Origin of the sequence: Formosa undariae, assembly GCF_042427615.1 — a bacterium.
GTDB lineage: Bacteria > Bacteroidota > Bacteroidia > Flavobacteriales > Flavobacteriaceae > Formosa > Formosa undariae.
On the sequence record NZ_JBHMEZ010000003.1, the window covers coordinates 1,141,530 to 1,157,769 of the forward strand.

At 32.4% G+C, this 16,240-nt stretch carries 16 protein-coding genes; 6 read left to right on the forward strand and 10 right to left on the reverse strand.

What is annotated here, in order from left to right; translation table 11 throughout:
* Position 1: 1 nt before the first annotated feature.
* From ACFFVB_RS08090 to ACFFVB_RS08100, 3 genes are all read right to left on the reverse strand, one after another.
* Positions 2–931, reverse strand: a complete 930-nt coding sequence (locus ACFFVB_RS08090) for an ABC transporter ATP-binding protein (protein ID WP_382382208.1) — start codon at positions 929–931, stop codon at positions 2–4.
* 295 nt (positions 932–1,226) lie between these two features.
* The gene (gene dnaJ, locus ACFFVB_RS08095; protein WP_382382238.1) at positions 1,227–2,357 is read right to left on the reverse strand and encodes a molecular chaperone DnaJ; all 1,131 of its coding nucleotides are present in this window, start codon (positions 2,355–2,357) and stop codon (positions 1,227–1,229) included.
* 61 nt (positions 2,358–2,418) lie between these two features.
* Positions 2,419–2,943, reverse strand: a complete 525-nt coding sequence (locus ACFFVB_RS08100) for a nucleotide exchange factor GrpE (protein WP_382382209.1) — start codon at positions 2,941–2,943, stop codon at positions 2,419–2,421.
* A gap of 150 nt (positions 2,944–3,093) precedes the next feature.
* Between ACFFVB_RS08100 and ACFFVB_RS08105 the strand changes: the two genes are divergently transcribed.
* Positions 3,094–3,765: a YceI family protein gene (locus ACFFVB_RS08105; protein WP_382382210.1), complete on the forward strand. Its 672-nt coding sequence runs from the start codon at positions 3,094–3,096 to the stop codon at positions 3,763–3,765.
* A gap of 53 nt (positions 3,766–3,818) precedes the next feature.
* Here the strand turns inward: ACFFVB_RS08105 and ACFFVB_RS08110 are convergent, their stop codons facing one another.
* From ACFFVB_RS08110 to mnmC2, 3 genes are all read right to left on the reverse strand, one after another.
* Positions 3,819–4,727 carry a TIGR01777 family oxidoreductase gene (locus ACFFVB_RS08110; RefSeq protein WP_382382211.1) on the reverse strand — a complete coding sequence of 303 codons (909 nt, stop codon included), beginning with the start codon at positions 4,725–4,727 and terminating at the stop codon, positions 3,819–3,821.
* A 105-nt stretch (positions 4,728–4,832) separates the two neighbouring features.
* The gene (locus ACFFVB_RS08115; protein ID WP_382382212.1) at positions 4,833–5,402 is read right to left on the reverse strand and encodes a pentapeptide repeat-containing protein; all 570 of its coding nucleotides are present in this window, start codon (positions 5,400–5,402) and stop codon (positions 4,833–4,835) included.
* 9 nt (positions 5,403–5,411) lie between these two features.
* Positions 5,412–6,092 carry a tRNA (5-methylaminomethyl-2-thiouridine)(34)-methyltransferase MnmC2 gene (gene mnmC2 / locus ACFFVB_RS08120; RefSeq protein ID WP_382382213.1) on the reverse strand — a complete coding sequence of 227 codons (681 nt, stop codon included), beginning with the start codon at positions 6,090–6,092 and terminating at the stop codon, positions 5,412–5,414.
* 180 nt (positions 6,093–6,272) lie between these two features.
* Here mnmC2 and ACFFVB_RS08125 point away from each other — a divergent pair, with 180 nt between their 5' ends.
* Positions 6,273–7,328 (forward strand): branched-chain amino acid aminotransferase, encoded by a 1,056-nt coding sequence (locus ACFFVB_RS08125; RefSeq protein ID WP_382382214.1) that lies wholly within the window; start codon positions 6,273–6,275, stop codon positions 7,326–7,328.
* Between the two features lie 41 nt (positions 7,329–7,369).
* Here ACFFVB_RS08125 and ACFFVB_RS08130 read toward each other — a convergent pair whose 3' ends face one another.
* Entirely contained in the window at positions 7,370–7,756 is a 387-nt protein-coding gene (locus tag ACFFVB_RS08130) for a pyrophosphohydrolase domain-containing protein (RefSeq protein ID WP_382382215.1), read from the reverse strand.
* Between the two features lie 575 nt (positions 7,757–8,331).
* On the opposite strand from ACFFVB_RS08130, the gene ACFFVB_RS08135 reads away from it, so the two are divergent.
* Positions 8,332–9,393, forward strand: coding sequence for a transcription activator effector-binding protein (locus ACFFVB_RS08135; protein WP_382382216.1), 1,062 nt, complete (start codon positions 8,332–8,334; stop codon positions 9,391–9,393).
* Positions 9,394–9,408: 15 nt separating this feature from the next.
* Positions 9,409–9,780, forward strand: a complete 372-nt coding sequence (crcB, locus tag ACFFVB_RS08140; RefSeq protein ID WP_382382217.1) for a fluoride efflux transporter CrcB — start codon at positions 9,409–9,411, stop codon at positions 9,778–9,780.
* Here crcB and ACFFVB_RS08145 read toward each other — a convergent pair.
* Complete coding sequence (locus tag ACFFVB_RS08145; RefSeq protein WP_382382218.1) at positions 9,777–10,388, reverse strand: DUF1684 domain-containing protein; 612 nt, start codon at positions 10,386–10,388, stop codon at positions 9,777–9,779. The genes crcB and ACFFVB_RS08145 overlap by 4 nt on opposite strands.
* Positions 10,389–10,612: 224 nt before the next feature.
* Between ACFFVB_RS08145 and ACFFVB_RS08150 the strand changes: the two genes are divergently transcribed.
* Entirely contained in the window at positions 10,613–11,824 is a 1,212-nt protein-coding gene (locus tag ACFFVB_RS08150) for an MDR family MFS transporter (protein WP_382382219.1), read from the forward strand.
* 9 nt (positions 11,825–11,833) lie between these two features.
* On the opposite strand, the gene ACFFVB_RS08155 is transcribed toward ACFFVB_RS08150, so the two are convergent.
* Positions 11,834–12,850 carry a LacI family DNA-binding transcriptional regulator gene (locus tag ACFFVB_RS08155; RefSeq protein ID WP_382382220.1) on the reverse strand — a complete coding sequence of 339 codons (1,017 nt, stop codon included), beginning with the start codon at positions 12,848–12,850 and terminating at the stop codon, positions 11,834–11,836.
* A 308-nt stretch (positions 12,851–13,158) separates the two neighbouring features.
* On the opposite strand from ACFFVB_RS08155, the gene ACFFVB_RS08160 reads away from it, so the two are divergent.
* A complete protein-coding gene (locus ACFFVB_RS08160; protein WP_382382221.1) occupies positions 13,159–13,566 on the forward strand; it encodes a hypothetical protein in 408 nt (135 codons plus the stop codon).
* Between the two features lie 4 nt (positions 13,567–13,570).
* On the opposite strand, the gene ACFFVB_RS08165 is transcribed toward ACFFVB_RS08160, so the two are convergent.
* Positions 13,571–16,015, reverse strand: a complete 2,445-nt coding sequence (locus tag ACFFVB_RS08165) for a helix-turn-helix domain-containing protein (RefSeq protein WP_382382222.1) — start codon at positions 16,013–16,015, stop codon at positions 13,571–13,573.
* Between the last annotated feature and the right edge of the window lie 225 nt (positions 16,016–16,240).

The following is a 16,240-nucleotide window of genomic DNA, read 5'->3' on the forward strand; positions in this document are numbered from 1 at the left end:
TTTAACTATTATTCTGAATGGCTTTTATAAAAATATCGTTTGTGCTTGGTAATAATTCAATAAAATGAGACACTTCACCTTTAGTTGTTAAATACTGTAAAAAATCGTTAGGCTTTTCTTTCGATCCTAATTTCACATTTAACTTTAATTGCTCGTCTATGGTTTTGAATTGAGCTGGAGACACATCAAATTTATCGGTTAATTCCTTGTGTAAAGCATCAATATTTGCCGTTTTTACACCGATTTCGTAAGAGTTATCTTTATATTCTCTTTTGATCTCTGTTAGTTTGCCGTCTAATATTTTATTCGACTTATTGATTAGCGCAATATGATCGCATAATTCTTCGACAGATTCCATACGGTGTGTAGAAAAAATAACAGTAGCACCATTGTCTCTTAAACGTAAAATTTCATCTTTAATAAGATTGGCATTTATAGGATCGAATCCTGAAAATGGTTCATCGAAAATCAGTAATTTAGGTTCGTGCAATACGGTAACCACAAATTGGATTTTTTGCGCCATTCCTTTAGATAATTCCTGGATTTTCTTATTCCACCAATCTCCAATTTCTAAACGTTCGAACCAATAGTGTAATCGCTTTTTGGCTTCAGCTTTACTTAATCCTTTTAATTGTGCCAAGTATAAAGCCTGCTCTCCAACCTTCATAGATTTATATAACCCACGTTCTTCCGGCAAATACCCGATATCTCTAACATGGTGATTCTTTAAAGGTTCTCCATCTAAAATTACATGTCCAGAATCTGGCATGGTAATTTGATTAATTATGCGGATTAAAGTGGTTTTTCCAGCGCCATTAGGCCCTAACAAACCAAAAATACTGCCCTTTGGAACGTCTATAGAAACTTGGTTAAGCGCTGTAAAATCTCCAAATTTTTTAGAAATGTTGTGCGCCTCTAAAATGTTATGCATTCGTGAGTTTAGTTAATTAGGATGTAAATATATTAAATGTAAGACAACAAGTTTAATTATATGCATAAAAAGCAGTAATCGCTAAAATCACAAAACCCATCCTTAAATGAACCTAAGGATGGGAAAAAAATTGCTATGAAAAAGAAAAATTTACTAATTTCAATTAGTAATAATCCAAATATAGCACTTTATATTAAATAACCCTTAATTTTTTAATATATTTTTTACGAATTACATAAAATAAAAACATCCACCAAATTTGGTGGATGTTTAACTTGTTCTTAATTATTGCTTTTTAAGAAAACATATCTTTTACTTTCTCAAAGAACGATTTATCTGAACTTTCTGGTTTTGGCGAAAAATGTTCGTCTTCACGCATTGTTTCAAAAAATTCTTTTTGTTGTTTATTTAAAGTTTTAGGAGTCCATACATTTACATGTACTAATAAATCTCCTTTGGCGTAACCATTAATATTTGGTATCCCTTTTCCGCGTAAGCGTAAAATCTTACCAGATTGCGTACCTGCTTCAATCTTAATACGCACTTTTCCTGTCACTGTTTCAATTTCTTGAGACGTTCCTAAGACAGCATCTGGAATACTTACGTATAAATCGAAATGAAGATTATCGCCTTCACGTTGTAAGCTGCTATGGTCTTCTTCTTCGATCGCAACTAAAAGGTCTCCAGAGATTCCCATTGTTCCAGGCGCTTCGTTACCTTTTCCAGTAACTTTTAATTGCATACCATCTACAACTCCAGCTGGTATTTTAATAGAAACGGTTTCTTCTTTAACTATTAACCCTTGTGCATCTGCATCTTTAGGTTTTTTATCTATAGTCTGACCAGAACCACCACAAGCCGTACAAGGCGCTGCTGTTTGCATACGACCTAGAATAGTATTGGCAATACGTGTTACTTGACCTGAACCTTGACAAGTAGGACAAGTATTATAAGTAGTTCCTTCTGCCTGAACTTTACGTCTTACTTTTACTTTCTTCTCTACGCCGTTAGCTATTTCTTCTAGCGTTAATCTTACACGAATTCTAAGGTTACTTCCCTTAACTCGGCGTTGACCTCCGCCACCACCAAATCCTGAGAATCCGCCACCGCCGAAACCTCCGCCACCAAAGATATCACCGAATTGGCTAAAGATGTCGTCCATATTCATATGGCCTCCACCTCCATAACCACCTCCGCCACCACTTTCGAATGCTTGGTGACCGAATTGATCGTATCGTGCTTTTTTATCTTGGTTACTTAAAATCTCGTATGCTTCTGCCGCTTCCTTAAACTTGGTTTCGGCTTCTTTGTTATCTGGATTCTTATCTGGGTGGAATTCAATCGCTTTTTTTCTGTAGGCTTTTTTAATTTCAGCCCCAGTTGCACTTTTGCTAACTCCTAGAATTTCGTAATAATCTCTCTTCATTGTATGTATGTCCCTTTCGACCATTAATATTTTTTTACACTATATTCAGTAAGTGAATGTCTTATTGTCCTATTACAACTTTAGGAAACCGGATTACCTTTTCTCCTAATTTGTATCCTTTTTCAATAACATCTATAATTTTTCCTTTTAAATCTGGTGTTGGAGCAGGAATTTGAGTAATCGCTTCATGATGATCTGCGTTAAACGTATCGCCAGCTTGAACTTCTACAATTTCTAAACCTTTAGATTGTAAAAGATTTTTAAGTTTATTACTAATCAGTTCAACTCCTTTTAAAAGATTTTTCTCTTTCGTTTTTGAAATTTCCCCATAAGCACGATCAAAATCGTCTAACACAGGTAACAACGCTACCATGACATCTTGATTGGCAGTTTTAAACAACTCGACGCGCTCTTTTGAAGTTCGTTTTTTGTAGTTCTCGAACTCCGCGAACAATCTTAAATATTTATCTTTTTCTTCTTTCAGTTTTATTTGCAAATCCTCTTCTACAGATATTTCCTGATTTTCAATTACTTGCTCTTCTATATTGTCGTTTTCAACGTCGTTTTGTATCTCTTCTTTACTCATGTCTTTCATATTTAAATAAACACTACCGATGGAAAGGCAAAAGTACTGCCATCTTTGGAAATTTGCCAAAATGTCACAAATAAATTTTACATTTTATTCATTAGTCATTCTATTTTAATTAATTTTGAAATTAACCATAAACGAAAAAACATGAAGAATAAATTTTTAACGCTAATATGCGTATTATCAATAGGAATAGCCTCTACTTCTTGCAAAGATAAAGGCAAAGAAATCGATGCTAAGGCAGCAGAACCAGTCGCTGAAAGTGCACAAGCCTCTGAAACATTCAACGTAGATACTGCAAACTCTACTATTGAGTGGAAAGGATTTAAACCTACAGGAACACACTTCGGGACTGTAACAATCGAATCTGGAGAACTTACAACCGATAACAATAACATACAAAGTGGAAGCATACTTATAAATATGAAAAGTATTGTTGCTTTAGATGTTGATGGAGACAAAAAAGACAACTTAGAAGCACATTTAAAAGGTACTGTTGAAGGCAAAGAAGGAGACTTTTTTAACGTAAATGAATTTCCTACTGCAGGATTTGAAATTACTAGTGTATCTAAGAATGATACAGGAAAAACAATGTTATCTGGAAATTTAACGATGCTTGGAATAAAGAAAAACGTATCGTTTCCTGTAACTGTTTCTGTAAGCGGAAATGCATTAAGTATAGTAAGCGAAACTTTTGAAATTGACAGAACTGTTTGGGGCATCAATTACGGTTCTAAATCTGTTTTCGATAATCTAGGAGACAAATTTATAAATGACGAAATTGAGTTAACGATTAAAGTTAATGCTACAAAATCTTAATAAACAATCGATTTAAAATAGAGAAGAAGACTATCTGAAAAGGTAGTCTTTTTTTATTTCAACAACTCTAACAAGGCAGGTTGCAAATTGGGGTATTTAAACACAAAACCTTCTCCCTCAAGCTTTTTACAGCTTACACGCTGACTAGAAAAAAGCAAATAAGACATTTCTCCTAACACAAGTTTCATAGCAACTTTTGGTATGTTTGGCAAAAACATAGGTTTATCTAAGGTCTTAGCTATAGATTTCACTAATTCGCCTTGAGTTACAGGGTTTGGTGCTACAGCATTAAACGTCCCTTCGCCACAATACTTTAATATATACATAAACACACGAACAACATCGTCTACATGAATCCATGATTGCCACTGTTCTCCCGTTCCAAAAACAGCACCCAATCCCATCTCGGTCGGTTTCTTTAATTCGCTTAATACACCTCCTTTTTCAGAAAGCACTAAACCTATTCTAATTTTGGCCACTTTTATATTCAATCCAAAAAACGTGTCAACCTCGGCTTCCCAAGCTTTAACAACATCTCCTAAAAACGAATTATCTATTTCGGTTTCTGTCTCGTTATAAAATCGAGTTAGTGAATCGGGATAAACACTTATACCGCTTGCAGAAATAATTTGCAATACATTATGGTTGGACACCGACCGTAGACCTTTATGTAATAATCGCGCCGATAATACGCGGCTATCTAAAATATCTTTTTTGTTTGAAGCCGTCCAACGCTTAGACACAGTACTTCCTGCTAAATGAATAATAACTTTTACATCCTGAAAGCAATCGGTATCTATTTCGTTAGTCTCTGGATTCCAATAATAACCTTTGTAGTTTTCTTTACTGACTATTTTTTCTTTAGAGGTCGTTAAATATTTTACACTCACCTCCTTTTGGAGACAAAGTTCCACGATTTTACTTCCTAAAAGTCCAGTAGCGCCAGTAATTAAAACACCCATATTCTAATTTTTAAACAAAAATACCAATTACAAGAGTGTCAATCCCCTACATTAAGTAAGGTTTAACAATAATCCGAGTAAACTTTAATAAAAAATTAGATTTTATCAATCAATCTGAAGTTTATATTTCTGAAGTAAGCCTTCCAGATCCGAACTCGAGAATTTAGCGCCTTTCATTTTATTAAGTTCTGGATCAATATTAAAATTGTAAGCTGTTTGAAAATGTGTGCCTTCTAAATTAGAGTTAGCAAAGTGTGTATCTTGCAAATTACTCTCATCGAATACGGCTTGAGATAAATCAGTATCGTTAAAAGTGGCTTGTTGTAATTCGCAATTTAGAAACAAGGTTTGTTTCAGTTTTAAAAAATCGAATTGTGCCATTTGTAAATTACAATTGGTAAAATTGAATCGCATTAGAAAGGTACTCACATGTTTAAATTGCACCCCTAATAATTTACATCCAGAAAACGTAACATCGTTAAGTGTTGTGTTCTTAATTATCGCATTACTTAAATTACAATCTATAAACTCGCATTCGTTAAATACAATTCCTGAAAGGTTTCCGTTAGAAAAGTCGCATTGCTCGAATGAGCAACTATCATAATCTCCAATTGGCAACGGAGTACTACTAAAATTTTCTTTTTTAAATAACTCGTCTTCAATAATTGGATTCATCTTTTAATATTATAACGGTTTATAAGCTCTTAACATTTCTCTTTTTCCCGGAGGTCCAGGAATACGTTCTACCAAGAAACCAACGGCTTGCATGGCTCGTCGTGCATTCCCTTGCGCAGAATACGTAACTAAAATTCCACCTGGCTTCAAGGCCTTATACATGATTTTAAATACAGCTTCTCCCCACAATTCGGGTTGTACTCTTGGCCCAAAAGCATCAAAAAACACAAGATCATATAACGCTTCATCTGTAATATCGTTGAAGATTTTTTCTTGTTTTAATAATGAAAATTGATTTGTAATATCTTGCTTTACGTCCCAAGGCACCTCATGAAGTGTGTTAAAAATAGACTCTTGAGTTCCTGATAAAATTTCTTTAGAATAATTTATGTGTTGTAAACTTTCTGAAGTTACAGGATAAGCTTCCACGCCAGTGTATTCAATTTTGCAATTTAAAACGTCGGTATGCAAACACGTTAAAAACGCATTTAATCCTGTACCGAATCCTATTTCTAAAACCGAAAGCTCTTGCAATTCAGGATATTTGACACGCCAATAGTCTAATCCAGATTTAATAAATACATGCAATGCTTCTTGAATCGCACCATGTCTTGAGTGATACGTTTCATCTAAATCCGGCAAATAAATGGTTGAAGAACCATCGGCTGTGGTAATAATTTTACGTTCCAAAACACTGAAAATTGTAATAGATTAATTAAAATACTTAAATCTAATAGAAGGTACTGCCAATCTAAATTAGCAGTTAAAACAAGACGTAAATATACACGATTTTTAAATCACTTTTGAAAATTTTATACTACTTTTATACTATAAATTAATATACTGTTTAATTAAGTAAATTGTAATATTTTGACAAATTCGATTGAAATTACAAAAGCAAAAACGAGCAAGATACAAGATGTAGATTTTGAAAATTTGTCTTTTGGAAAGATTTTTACAGATCACATGTTTACTTGTGATTTTAAAAATGGCGAATGGCAGAAGCCTGAAATTACGCCATATGCTCCATTAACGTTAGATCCTTCAGCACGTGTTTTTCATTACGGCCAAGCTGTATTTGAAGGGATGAAAGCATATAAGGATGATGCTGGTAAAATCTGGTTATTTAGACCAGAAGATAATCTTGCACGTATAAACAAGTCTGCAGAACGTTTAGCTATGCCTGCATTTCCTCATGATCTCTTTATGGAAGGTTTAAAAAAACTTATCAATATTGATGAAGATTGGGTAAAACCAGGTTTCGGAAACTCGCTTTATATCAGACCATTTGTAATTGCTACAGAACCTGCAATTGCAGCCTCTCCTGCTTTAGAATATAAATTTTTAATTATTTGTTCGCCGGCACAATCTTATTATTCTGGAGATGTTCGCGTACTAGTTGCAGAACAGTTTAGCCGATCTGCCAATGGTGGTGTTGGTTTTGCTAAAGCTGCAGGTAATTATGCTGCGCAATTTTATCCAACAAGTTTAGCGAATCAAGAAGGTTTCCAACAAATTATTTGGACGGACGCAGATACGCATGAATATTTAGAAGAAGCAGGTACAATGAATGTCTTTTTCAGAATTAATGACACCTTAATTACGGCACCAACAAGCGAACGTATTTTAGATGGAATTACGCGTAAGAGTATCATTCAAATCGCAAAAGACGCTGATATTAATGTAGAAATTAGACCTATTAAAGTTAGCGAGATTGTTGAAGCAAGTAAAAATGGTTCTTTAAAAGAGATTTTTGGTTCAGGAACTGCAGCAGTTGTAAGTCCTATCTCAGCTTTTTCACATAAAGGTGAATTATTTGAAGTTCCTAAACAAGACGACAAATACTCCGATAAATTTAAGAACTTACTAAACGGAATTCAATACAATACTCTTGAAGACCCTTACGGTTGGAGACAAAGTATATAACACTTAAAAGAGCTACTATTATATATAGTAGCTCTTTTTTTTTACTTCTTCAAAATAGAAGCAATATCAGGCGCAAAATAATTAGGGCCTTTTAAAACTTTCCCATCAGCTCTATAAATGGGCTCACCATCACTACCGAGCTTGCTCATGTTACTGCGTTGTATTTCGTTAAATACATCTTCTATTTTATGCTGTAAACCATGTTCAATAATTGTCCCGCATAAGATATACAACATATCGCCTAAAGCATCTGCAACCTCTACAAGATCTTTATTATTTACAGCTTCTAAATACTCTTCATTTTCCTCTTTCATTAAATTATAACGCAACAAATTTTTGTTATCCCCTAAATCGGCACGTTCAACTTCGCTAAATCCTAATTTATAAGCAGTATGAAATGCTTTTACAGACTCTATTTTATTCTTCATATTATAAAAATATTATTATTTTGATTACATTTACAGACTTGATGATTTTTCATAGAAACCCTCGTTTTTAAGCTAATTATTAAGTTTTTAAAATTAAATCAGCTTATTTTTAATTAATTCTTACAGTGCCGCATGTTTACAGAAGGTCAATTAATTTTTGGAGTCATTTTTTTTATAGTGTTTGCTATCTCAATATTTTATACTTATAAAAAAGATTTTGCATTACACAAGAAATATTATAGCGGTAGTATTTGGGTTCTTGTAGGTTTCATAGCATTCCTATTATTTATTATCTGTATAAAATTAATATTTAAAGGCTAATAATCAACCGATTTCCTTTATAAATTTATTCCATTAAATACTCCGGTGTTCACTAGATATTTAACTTAAGACAATCGTTTTTAGAATCTCTAAATTGTCGTTAAATATTCTAAAAACATACCCGATATTCATATTGAAATTTAGGACATTCCCTTTTTTGAAACAGAAAAAAATTCACTTATATAAAGATCAAATCTGCTTTTTAAAAAATTGAAATAAAATTGATTACCTTTGATTTCATACAACTTACACGAATGAAATCTACCAAATATATACTATTCATATTACTAATTGCATTCATTGGTTCTGCCATTTACATTGCAGTACAACCTAACGAAATTAGCTTTTCTAAGACAAGAACAATTAATGCTCCTCAAGAAGTCATTTATAAATATGTTAACCATTTAAACCATTGGAAATCTTGGGCACCGTGGAAAAAAACGAGCACTTCGGACTCTATTTTAAATAGTAAAGAATATACGTGGTTAAAAGATAATGCCATTGGAAGAATAACAACTACCGAAGTTTCTAAACCGTCGTCTATTAAACAAAGACTTGTATTTCCTGAATATCCGGTATCACAATTAGATTGGAAAATCGATTCTATTTCTCCAAAGACATCTACAGTAACATTTAGCATGCGCAGCGATAATATTCCTTTTAAAAAGAAGGCGTATTATGCCTTTTTTGGAACTCCCGAAGAAGAACTTGCTCCTAAATTCGAAACAAGTCTTACCCAATTAGATTCTGCAGTTTCTGAAAGCATGAAAGTCTATAGTATTACAATAAATGGGATTACAAACCATAGTGGAGGCTATTACCTGTACAATACGGCATCAAGTAAAATTGAGAATTTTCAAGATAAAATAAAAATTATGATGCCTGAAATCACAGACTATGTTGCGGAAAACAATATTCCTATGGCTGGATTTCCTTTTGTATTATATCATAAATGGGATGAAGTAAATGGTACAGTGATGTTCTCGTGTTGTGTGCCTACAAGTACTCAAATTCTAACAGCAGATAGCGATATTTTAACCGGATCCCTTCCTGGTTTTAAAACGCTTAAAACGACATTAAAAGGAGATTACAACTATTTAGACAAAGCACGGAAGACCACTTTCAAACATTTAGAAACAAATAGTCTAGAGAAAGCTGACAGTAATATTATGTTAGAAACCTTTGTTACAAACCCAAAATACAAACTTAACCCTGCAGATTGGGTTACTGAAATTTACGTTGCTTTAAAAGAAGAATCAGATACTATTCCGTTAGATTTAAAGGGATTAAAACTGCCATTAGACGACGATAACTAAAATTTAAGAACACAGATGAAACAATTGCTCTTGGTTTTTATTGGAGGAGGTTCTGGTAGTGTTTTACGATTCTTAATCAGTAAATATTTAAATAGTCCGAATACGGGTATTCCTTATGGGACTTTCTTAGCCAATATACTTGGAAGTTTATTAATAGGGGCAATTCTAGGATTGGCTGCTAAAAACCATTTTATTAGTCAGAATCACACTTTATTACTAGCCACAGGATTTTGTGGTGGCTTGACAACGTTCTCGACATTTGCTTATGAAAATCATATGTTCCTAAAAACAGGCGATTTTCTAAATTTCGCTATTTACACCTTCACTACCTTTATTCTTGGATTTCTAGCTGTATTTCTTGGTGTTTATTTAATTAAGGCTATTTAATCCTTTACAAAAGCCTTAACCCCTGCTTTTATTTCGGTATTTAAATAATTTGATCTTGGTACAATAGGACAAGAATATTTTTCATCGTAAGCACAATACGGATTATAAGCCGTATTAAAATCTATAGTTATTATACTATCATGCTTCTTGTCATTTACAAGGACTTCAATATAACGTCCGCCACCGTAAGTAGAATCTCCATTAGTTAAATCTAAAAATGGTAGAAACAAATAATCCTTATCACCTTCTTGATCTAATAAATCCTGACTTTCATAAATCTTAAGTTCGAAATCCTCTCCCTTAATTTTAAAATTTACAACTCCAAAAACACGTTCTTTAGACATACGCTCGGTAGTTGTTGGCATTTCAAAAAAGGTACTATCTGGTGTGTGTTTTAATTGAGCCTGAACAATGTAAGCAGAATCTAATTCGAAAAAATCTAAACCTCTAAACGCCTTACGATCCTTCTTTTTTAGAGGAGAAGTACTCGCATCTTTAAAACTAGCATTTAAAGATTTTTGAAAAGGTGTATCCCCGAGTAAAGGTTTCTTATTTTGAAAACATGAACACAAACAAAAAACGAGGCAGATATATAAGAATGATTTCATTTAAATAAAATTTGAATTTCAAAAATACAACTTATCCTTTTTTTATCTAGATTTGAACTTGAAAATAAATTAATGATGTTAAACAGAAAAGTAAATTATAAACTTACTCGTGTATCTAATCAAAGATACTGGACTCTCTGTATATAACATTTTACTATTTTATATTATAAACGTCCAACCTAATTAAGTTGGACGTTTTTTTTTGCACTAATCAACCAAAACCAATGAAAACCATTTTTAATAATTACATAAACGCGTTTAAAGGACTTTCTACCGAAGTATGGTGGCTAGCATTAATTACATTGATAAACCGAGCGGGAACCATGGTGATCCCCTTTTTATCTTTATACCTTACTAAAAATTTACATTTTACCCTTTCCGAAGTTGGTTGGATTATGAGTGCTTTTGGTGCAGGTTCTGTTGTAGGATCATGGTTAGGCGGAAAATTAACCGATAAAATTGGCTATTATAAAGTTATGGTTTTTAGCCTTGTGCTTTCTGGATTCTTATTTATATCACTTCAATTTTTAAATACTTTTTTAAGTATTTCTATGGGAGTCTTTATATTAATGATAGTGGCAGATATGTTTAGACCCGCAATGTTTGTGGCTTTAAGTGCATATAGTAAACCTGAAAATAAAGTAAGATCGGTAACGTTAATACGATTAGCAATTAATTTAGGTTTTTCTGCTGGACCAGCCATTGGTGGACTAATTATAGTCACCTTAAGTTACGGTGGTTTATTTTGGGTAGATGGGATTACTTGTTTCTTAGCAGGTGTCTTATTACTAAATGTTTTACATCCAAAAAAGGCAAGAATTGCAGATGAAATTAGTGTTGAGAATCCAAAATCGGCGTATAACGATGTAAATTATATTATCTTTTTATTCGCAATGTTATTATTCGGAATTGCATTTTTACAATACTTTTCTACGGTTCCTTTGTTCTATAAGGAAGTACATCATTTATCGGAATTTGAGATTGGGTTATTAATGGGAATGAACGGATTCATAATTTTTGCCTTAGAAATGCCGTTGGTAAAATCTTTAGAAAAGTCTATATATTCTAAAACAGGCTTAGTTGTCTTTGGTGCGATATTAACGGGGCTAAGCTTTTTGTTTTTGAATATGAGCGGATGGGCCGGCGTTTTAGTTATCGGCATGTTGTTTATGACTGTAGGTGAAATGATAGCATTTCCATTCTCGAATGCATTCGCCTTAGAACGCGCCAAAAAAGGCAATCAAGGCGAATATATGGCGCTATATAGTATCGCCTTTTCCATAGCGCATATTATTGCTCACAATTCGGGTATGCACCTTATTGCGAGTTATGGATACCAAATAACATGGTATATCACCACAGTGGTAATGATACTATGTATTGGGATTTTATATTATCTTAAATGGAGAATGGTACAACAAAAAGATAAGCAGTAAACGTAATAATTAACGTGTAGAATCACGAACAACAATATCGGTTTCGACAAGCTCGGTAGTAAATGAATTTGAATCCGCTTTTTGTTCTAATTTTTCAATTAGCTTTTTAACGGCCGTAGCTCCCATAATTTCTCCATGCTGACTTACACAAGTCAGTTTTGGATTGGAATGACGAGCCAATAAACCATTAGAAAAAGAAATAACAGCTAAGTCTTCCGGTATTTTATATCCATTTTCATTAGCCAACTTCATTGCAGCAACTGCTGTCGATTCGTTAGTAGAAATGATACCATCAATTTTTTGATTAAATAAAGGACTTATCATTGCTGCGTACTGTTTGTAATCTGGCTCTGAAGAATTAATCACTAAATTCTCATCAAAAGGTATATTATTTAGAGCCAATCCTTTTTTATAACCTTCAAAGCGTATGCGACCTTTACTTAAATTTTTAAACGGAGAAACAAAAGCAATACGTTTACAACCTTGCTTTACCAAATCTGTTACAGCATTAACCGAACCATTTAAATCATCGTTTATAATTTTATCACATTCGATATGGTCAGAAACACGATCGAACATCACTATAGGAAAACCAAATTTCACGGAATCTTCAAAATGACTAAAAGCACCATTTTCTTCTGTTTCTTTAGAAATAGAAAGTAAGAAACCATCGATACTTCCGGTTGAAAGCATATCTAATATTTCCGCTTCCTTTTGATACGATTCGTTAGAAATACATGTGATAATTCTATATCCATTCTTTGCTGCCTCCTTCTCTATACCTTGCAACACTTGCATGTAGAAATAATTAAGCATATTAGGAATAATAACCCCTATACTCTTAGTGCGTTTATTCTTTAAACTTAAGGCATTATAATTAGGCCTGTAATTTTTTTCTTTAGCGTAATTCTGAATTAAAATACGCGTTTCCTCACTAATCTCGGGAATATCATGAAGCGCTTTAGATACTGTTGAAACGGATACATTTAATGCTTTCGCAATATCTTTTAAGGTGGTTTTTTTCATGAAAATGGCTATTAATTTATTAGTGATTTTGATTTTGAAAGTAAAGCTAAAATTATAATAATTTTATGAAACTAAAAAGCCTTTATTTTTATTAATTCTTAAATTTTAGATAACTAAATGTTCATTTTATAATAGTTTCTTTAGTTAAAGCACAATTTGATATAACATTAAACAAAAAAGGCAATATTTTTTATTCTTGGTAGAATATAGCACGATATATGTATTATATAATTTATTTCTAATAAATTTTAAATTCTAAATACATCATTAAGAATTAGTAAGTAATTTTGTAACGATTCTATAGAAAAATGAAAAACGCAAGTAATTCTAACATAAAAAATTTAATCATCTACCAAAAGTCTTTAGATGTATTTAAATTATCTAGGCATATTGCATCTTATATCACATACGATAAAGATATAATCGCTATGCATAATTCTAAAAATTATTTAGATAAATACGCCGATAAATTAGTCATCGATGCTTTGGGCTTAGTACCTAAAATTGTAGAAACTGAAAATGAAACAAATCAGATTAAGAAAGTAAAACAAGCCAAATCATTACGGTTTTTTATAGATAGATTATACTATAATACAAGACATCTAGAAACGAGTAAAACGAATGGTACAGACTTTATTAAATTGCTTAGAATTGAGCTTAAAAAATTAAGAATTATACACAAACAATATGTACGTTCTTTAATTCAACTAAATTAATAGGTTAAATTTTAGAATTAATAGCTTCTGAAACCAAACGCAATTCACCGTAGCTATATTTATCATCTAACTGCATCTTTAAATCAGATAGGTTTTCGAACGTTGTTTTCGGAATAAGTTTGAATAATTCATCGTAAGTGCCTTTAGACATTAAATCGGTTATTTTCACTTCTCCAGAAGGAATAAAGTGTGCCAAATGTCCGAAGATTGTATTTTCATTCAATTCACGCTCAAAAGCAATTTCATTAATAGATTTTCCAGATTTGAATAACTCCAGAGACAGATCCTTAGTATTTATCTTATCTTTCTTACTATCTTCCTTCTCAAAAATGGTTTCATCAGATTGTGTTTGTATATCATTTTCATCGCAATAATCACGAATAACTTTCAAAATTGAACTTCCGTATTTGTCCACTCTAGTCTTCCCCATTCCATTAACTAATAGCAGTTCATCCTTAGTTAAAGGAAGTACTTCACATATTTCGTATAATGACTTTTGTGTGAAAACTTGAAAATGAACCAAATCATTCTTTGCCGCAATCTCATTTCTAAGCACACGTAACAATTCAAATAAATCAACATTAACCGTTCCATCTACCACAGATTTACGAGATTTTCTAGGTTTCTCTTTCGCAAGAAATACAGATTTTGCACGCAATTCTAAAAGTCTTTTGGTAGTAAAATTATTGGTGAGTCCATTAAAATAGAAGATTTTAGACTCAAATAATTCTTCAATCACGTCAATATTCTTGGTAATATCACCTCCGACAGCTTTATTATCTGTTGTAAAACTAAATTCTTTAAGAGGAGCTCCAATATGTGTTTCGGTTTCTTGCTTAAAATAAGAAATGCCCTTTTTAAAACGCTCTTGAATAGTACTGCTTAATTCTAATGAGCTAGATTCATCTTCCGATAAGTTTCTAAGCTGAGCATTAAAACCATTACTTACTTTTAATAAGTTTGTAACCCCATTCTTAATAGTGACCATCTGATGTTCCACCTTACCTTCAATACTACTTCTATTCTTATAAAAAATATCTAGGATACGATTAACAGGATATAAAAATTCATAGAATCCGAAAACTTCAGAAATCAAATCCAATTGAAATAGTTTCTGAGAACGTTCTAAAACAAACTGATCCGGTTCATTTTCTTCTGCATTCTTATTAAAAGTAATTACATGATTATCTGTTATAATCTGATTAGAACTAATTTTACTTTTTAATACCAACCCTTCTAGAGATTTACATCTACTTAAAGCCACATACGTTTGTCCGTGTGCAAATGCACTTCCTGCATCAATAATAGCTCTCTCAAAAGTTAATCCTTGACTTTTATGAATAGTAATCGACCAAGCCAATCGTAATGGAATCTGAGTAAAAGCACCTATTTTTTCCTCTGTAATATCGTTACTTTCTTTATCTACACTATAATTAATATTTTCCCAAGTTTCTGCCTTGGTCACAATAGTAAAATCATCATCAGGACATTGTACTTTTACTTCGTCCTTAGTTAGTTCAATTATTTTACCAATTTTACCATTAAAATAGCGCTTATCCTGACTGCTATCATTCTTAATAAACATGACTTGAGCTCCAACTTTAAGTTTTAGCGATTCGCTATTTGGAAATGAAAACTCTGGGAATTTACCCTCCACTATAGCATTATAACTAAACACCTTAGTTTCTAGCTTATCTAATTCTAGTGTATTCGTTGCTTCTGCTTTATTATTATGTGTAGTTAATGAAATGTAACCTGAATTAGGTTCTGGAGTAAAATCTGCAATATATCTTTTATTCAACTCTTCCGCACCAGATGTACTGAGTTGATTATTCCGTATTTCATTAAGAATTTGAATAAATGTCGGGTTCTCTTGTCGATAAATATGTTTCAATTCGATAGTAACCGCATCACATTGATGATATGCATGACTACTGAAAAAGAATCCATTTGAATAATGAGGTCTTAACAATTGCCAATCTGTCTCTCTAATAACCGGAGATAATTGTTGTAAATCCCCAATCATGAGTACCTGGACTCCGCCAAAAACTTTATTTCTATTTCTAAAACGACGTAATGTCTTATCTATACCATCTAACAAATCGGCACGTACCATACTAATTTCATCAATAACCAATAAATCCATCGATTTAATAATATTGATTTTAGTTTTATTGAATCTTCTATTGAAACCACTCGGATTATTTAAATCAGCATCTGGTAAAATAGGACCAAAAGGCAGTTGAAAAAAGGAATGTATAGTTACCCCTTTAGCATTGATTGCCGCAACTCCAGTAGGTGCCACAACAACTAGACGTTTTAAACTATCTTTTTTTAAACGATGTAAGAATGTAGTTTTTCCAGTACCTGCTTTCCCTGTTAAGAATAGAGAACGATTTGTATTATTTACAAATTCCCATGCTAAATCCAAGTCCTTATTCACAGCCATTATATATGCTTTTTAAAAAATATATTTTCAAGGTACTATATTTATTTACGTTTTAGAAGAAGAATTTATAAATATTGAGGGATATAAGAGGTTTAAATTGAAGAATGATACAATGTAATCTTCTCAAAAAAGTATAAACAAAAAAAATCCTCAATACAAAAGTATTGAGGATTTAGATTTAAAAAAGGCAACGTCCTACTCTCCCACAAATGCAGTACCATCGGC

Bases quoted from the DNA above. Each gene is read 5' to 3' on its own strand.
- ACFFVB_RS08090 (WP_382382208.1), bottom strand. From the start codon at position 931: ATGCATAACATTTTAGAGGCGCACAACATTTCTAAAAAATTTGGAGAT.
- dnaJ (WP_382382238.1), bottom strand. From the start codon at position 2,357: ATGAAGAGAGATTATTACGAAATTCTAGGAGTTAGCAAAAGTGCAACT.
- ACFFVB_RS08100 (WP_382382209.1), bottom strand. From the start codon at position 2,943: ATGAGTAAAGAAGAGATACAAAACGACGTTGAAAACGACAATATAGAA.
- ACFFVB_RS08105 (WP_382382210.1), top strand. From the start codon at position 3,094: ATGAAGAATAAATTTTTAACGCTAATATGCGTATTATCAATAGGAATA.
- ACFFVB_RS08110 (WP_382382211.1), bottom strand. From the start codon at position 4,727: ATGGGTGTTTTAATTACTGGCGCTACTGGACTTTTAGGAAGTAAAATC.
- ACFFVB_RS08115 (WP_382382212.1), bottom strand. From the start codon at position 5,402: ATGAATCCAATTATTGAAGACGAGTTATTTAAAAAAGAAAATTTTAGT.
- ACFFVB_RS08130 (WP_382382215.1), bottom strand. From the start codon at position 7,756: ATGAAGAATAAAATAGAGTCTGTAAAAGCATTTCATACTGCTTATAAA.
- ACFFVB_RS08135 (WP_382382216.1), top strand. From the start codon at position 8,332: ATGAAATCTACCAAATATATACTATTCATATTACTAATTGCATTCATT.
- crcB (WP_382382217.1), top strand. From the start codon at position 9,409: ATGAAACAATTGCTCTTGGTTTTTATTGGAGGAGGTTCTGGTAGTGTT.
- ACFFVB_RS08145 (WP_382382218.1), bottom strand. From the start codon at position 10,388: ATGAAATCATTCTTATATATCTGCCTCGTTTTTTGTTTGTGTTCATGT.
- ACFFVB_RS08150 (WP_382382219.1), top strand. From the start codon at position 10,613: ATGAAAACCATTTTTAATAATTACATAAACGCGTTTAAAGGACTTTCT.
- ACFFVB_RS08155 (WP_382382220.1), bottom strand. From the start codon at position 12,850: ATGAAAAAAACCACCTTAAAAGATATTGCGAAAGCATTAAATGTATCC.
- ACFFVB_RS08160 (WP_382382221.1), top strand. From the start codon at position 13,159: ATGAAAAACGCAAGTAATTCTAACATAAAAAATTTAATCATCTACCAA.
- ACFFVB_RS08165 (WP_382382222.1), bottom strand. From the start codon at position 16,015: ATGGCTGTGAATAAGGACTTGGATTTAGCATGGGAATTTGTAAATAAT.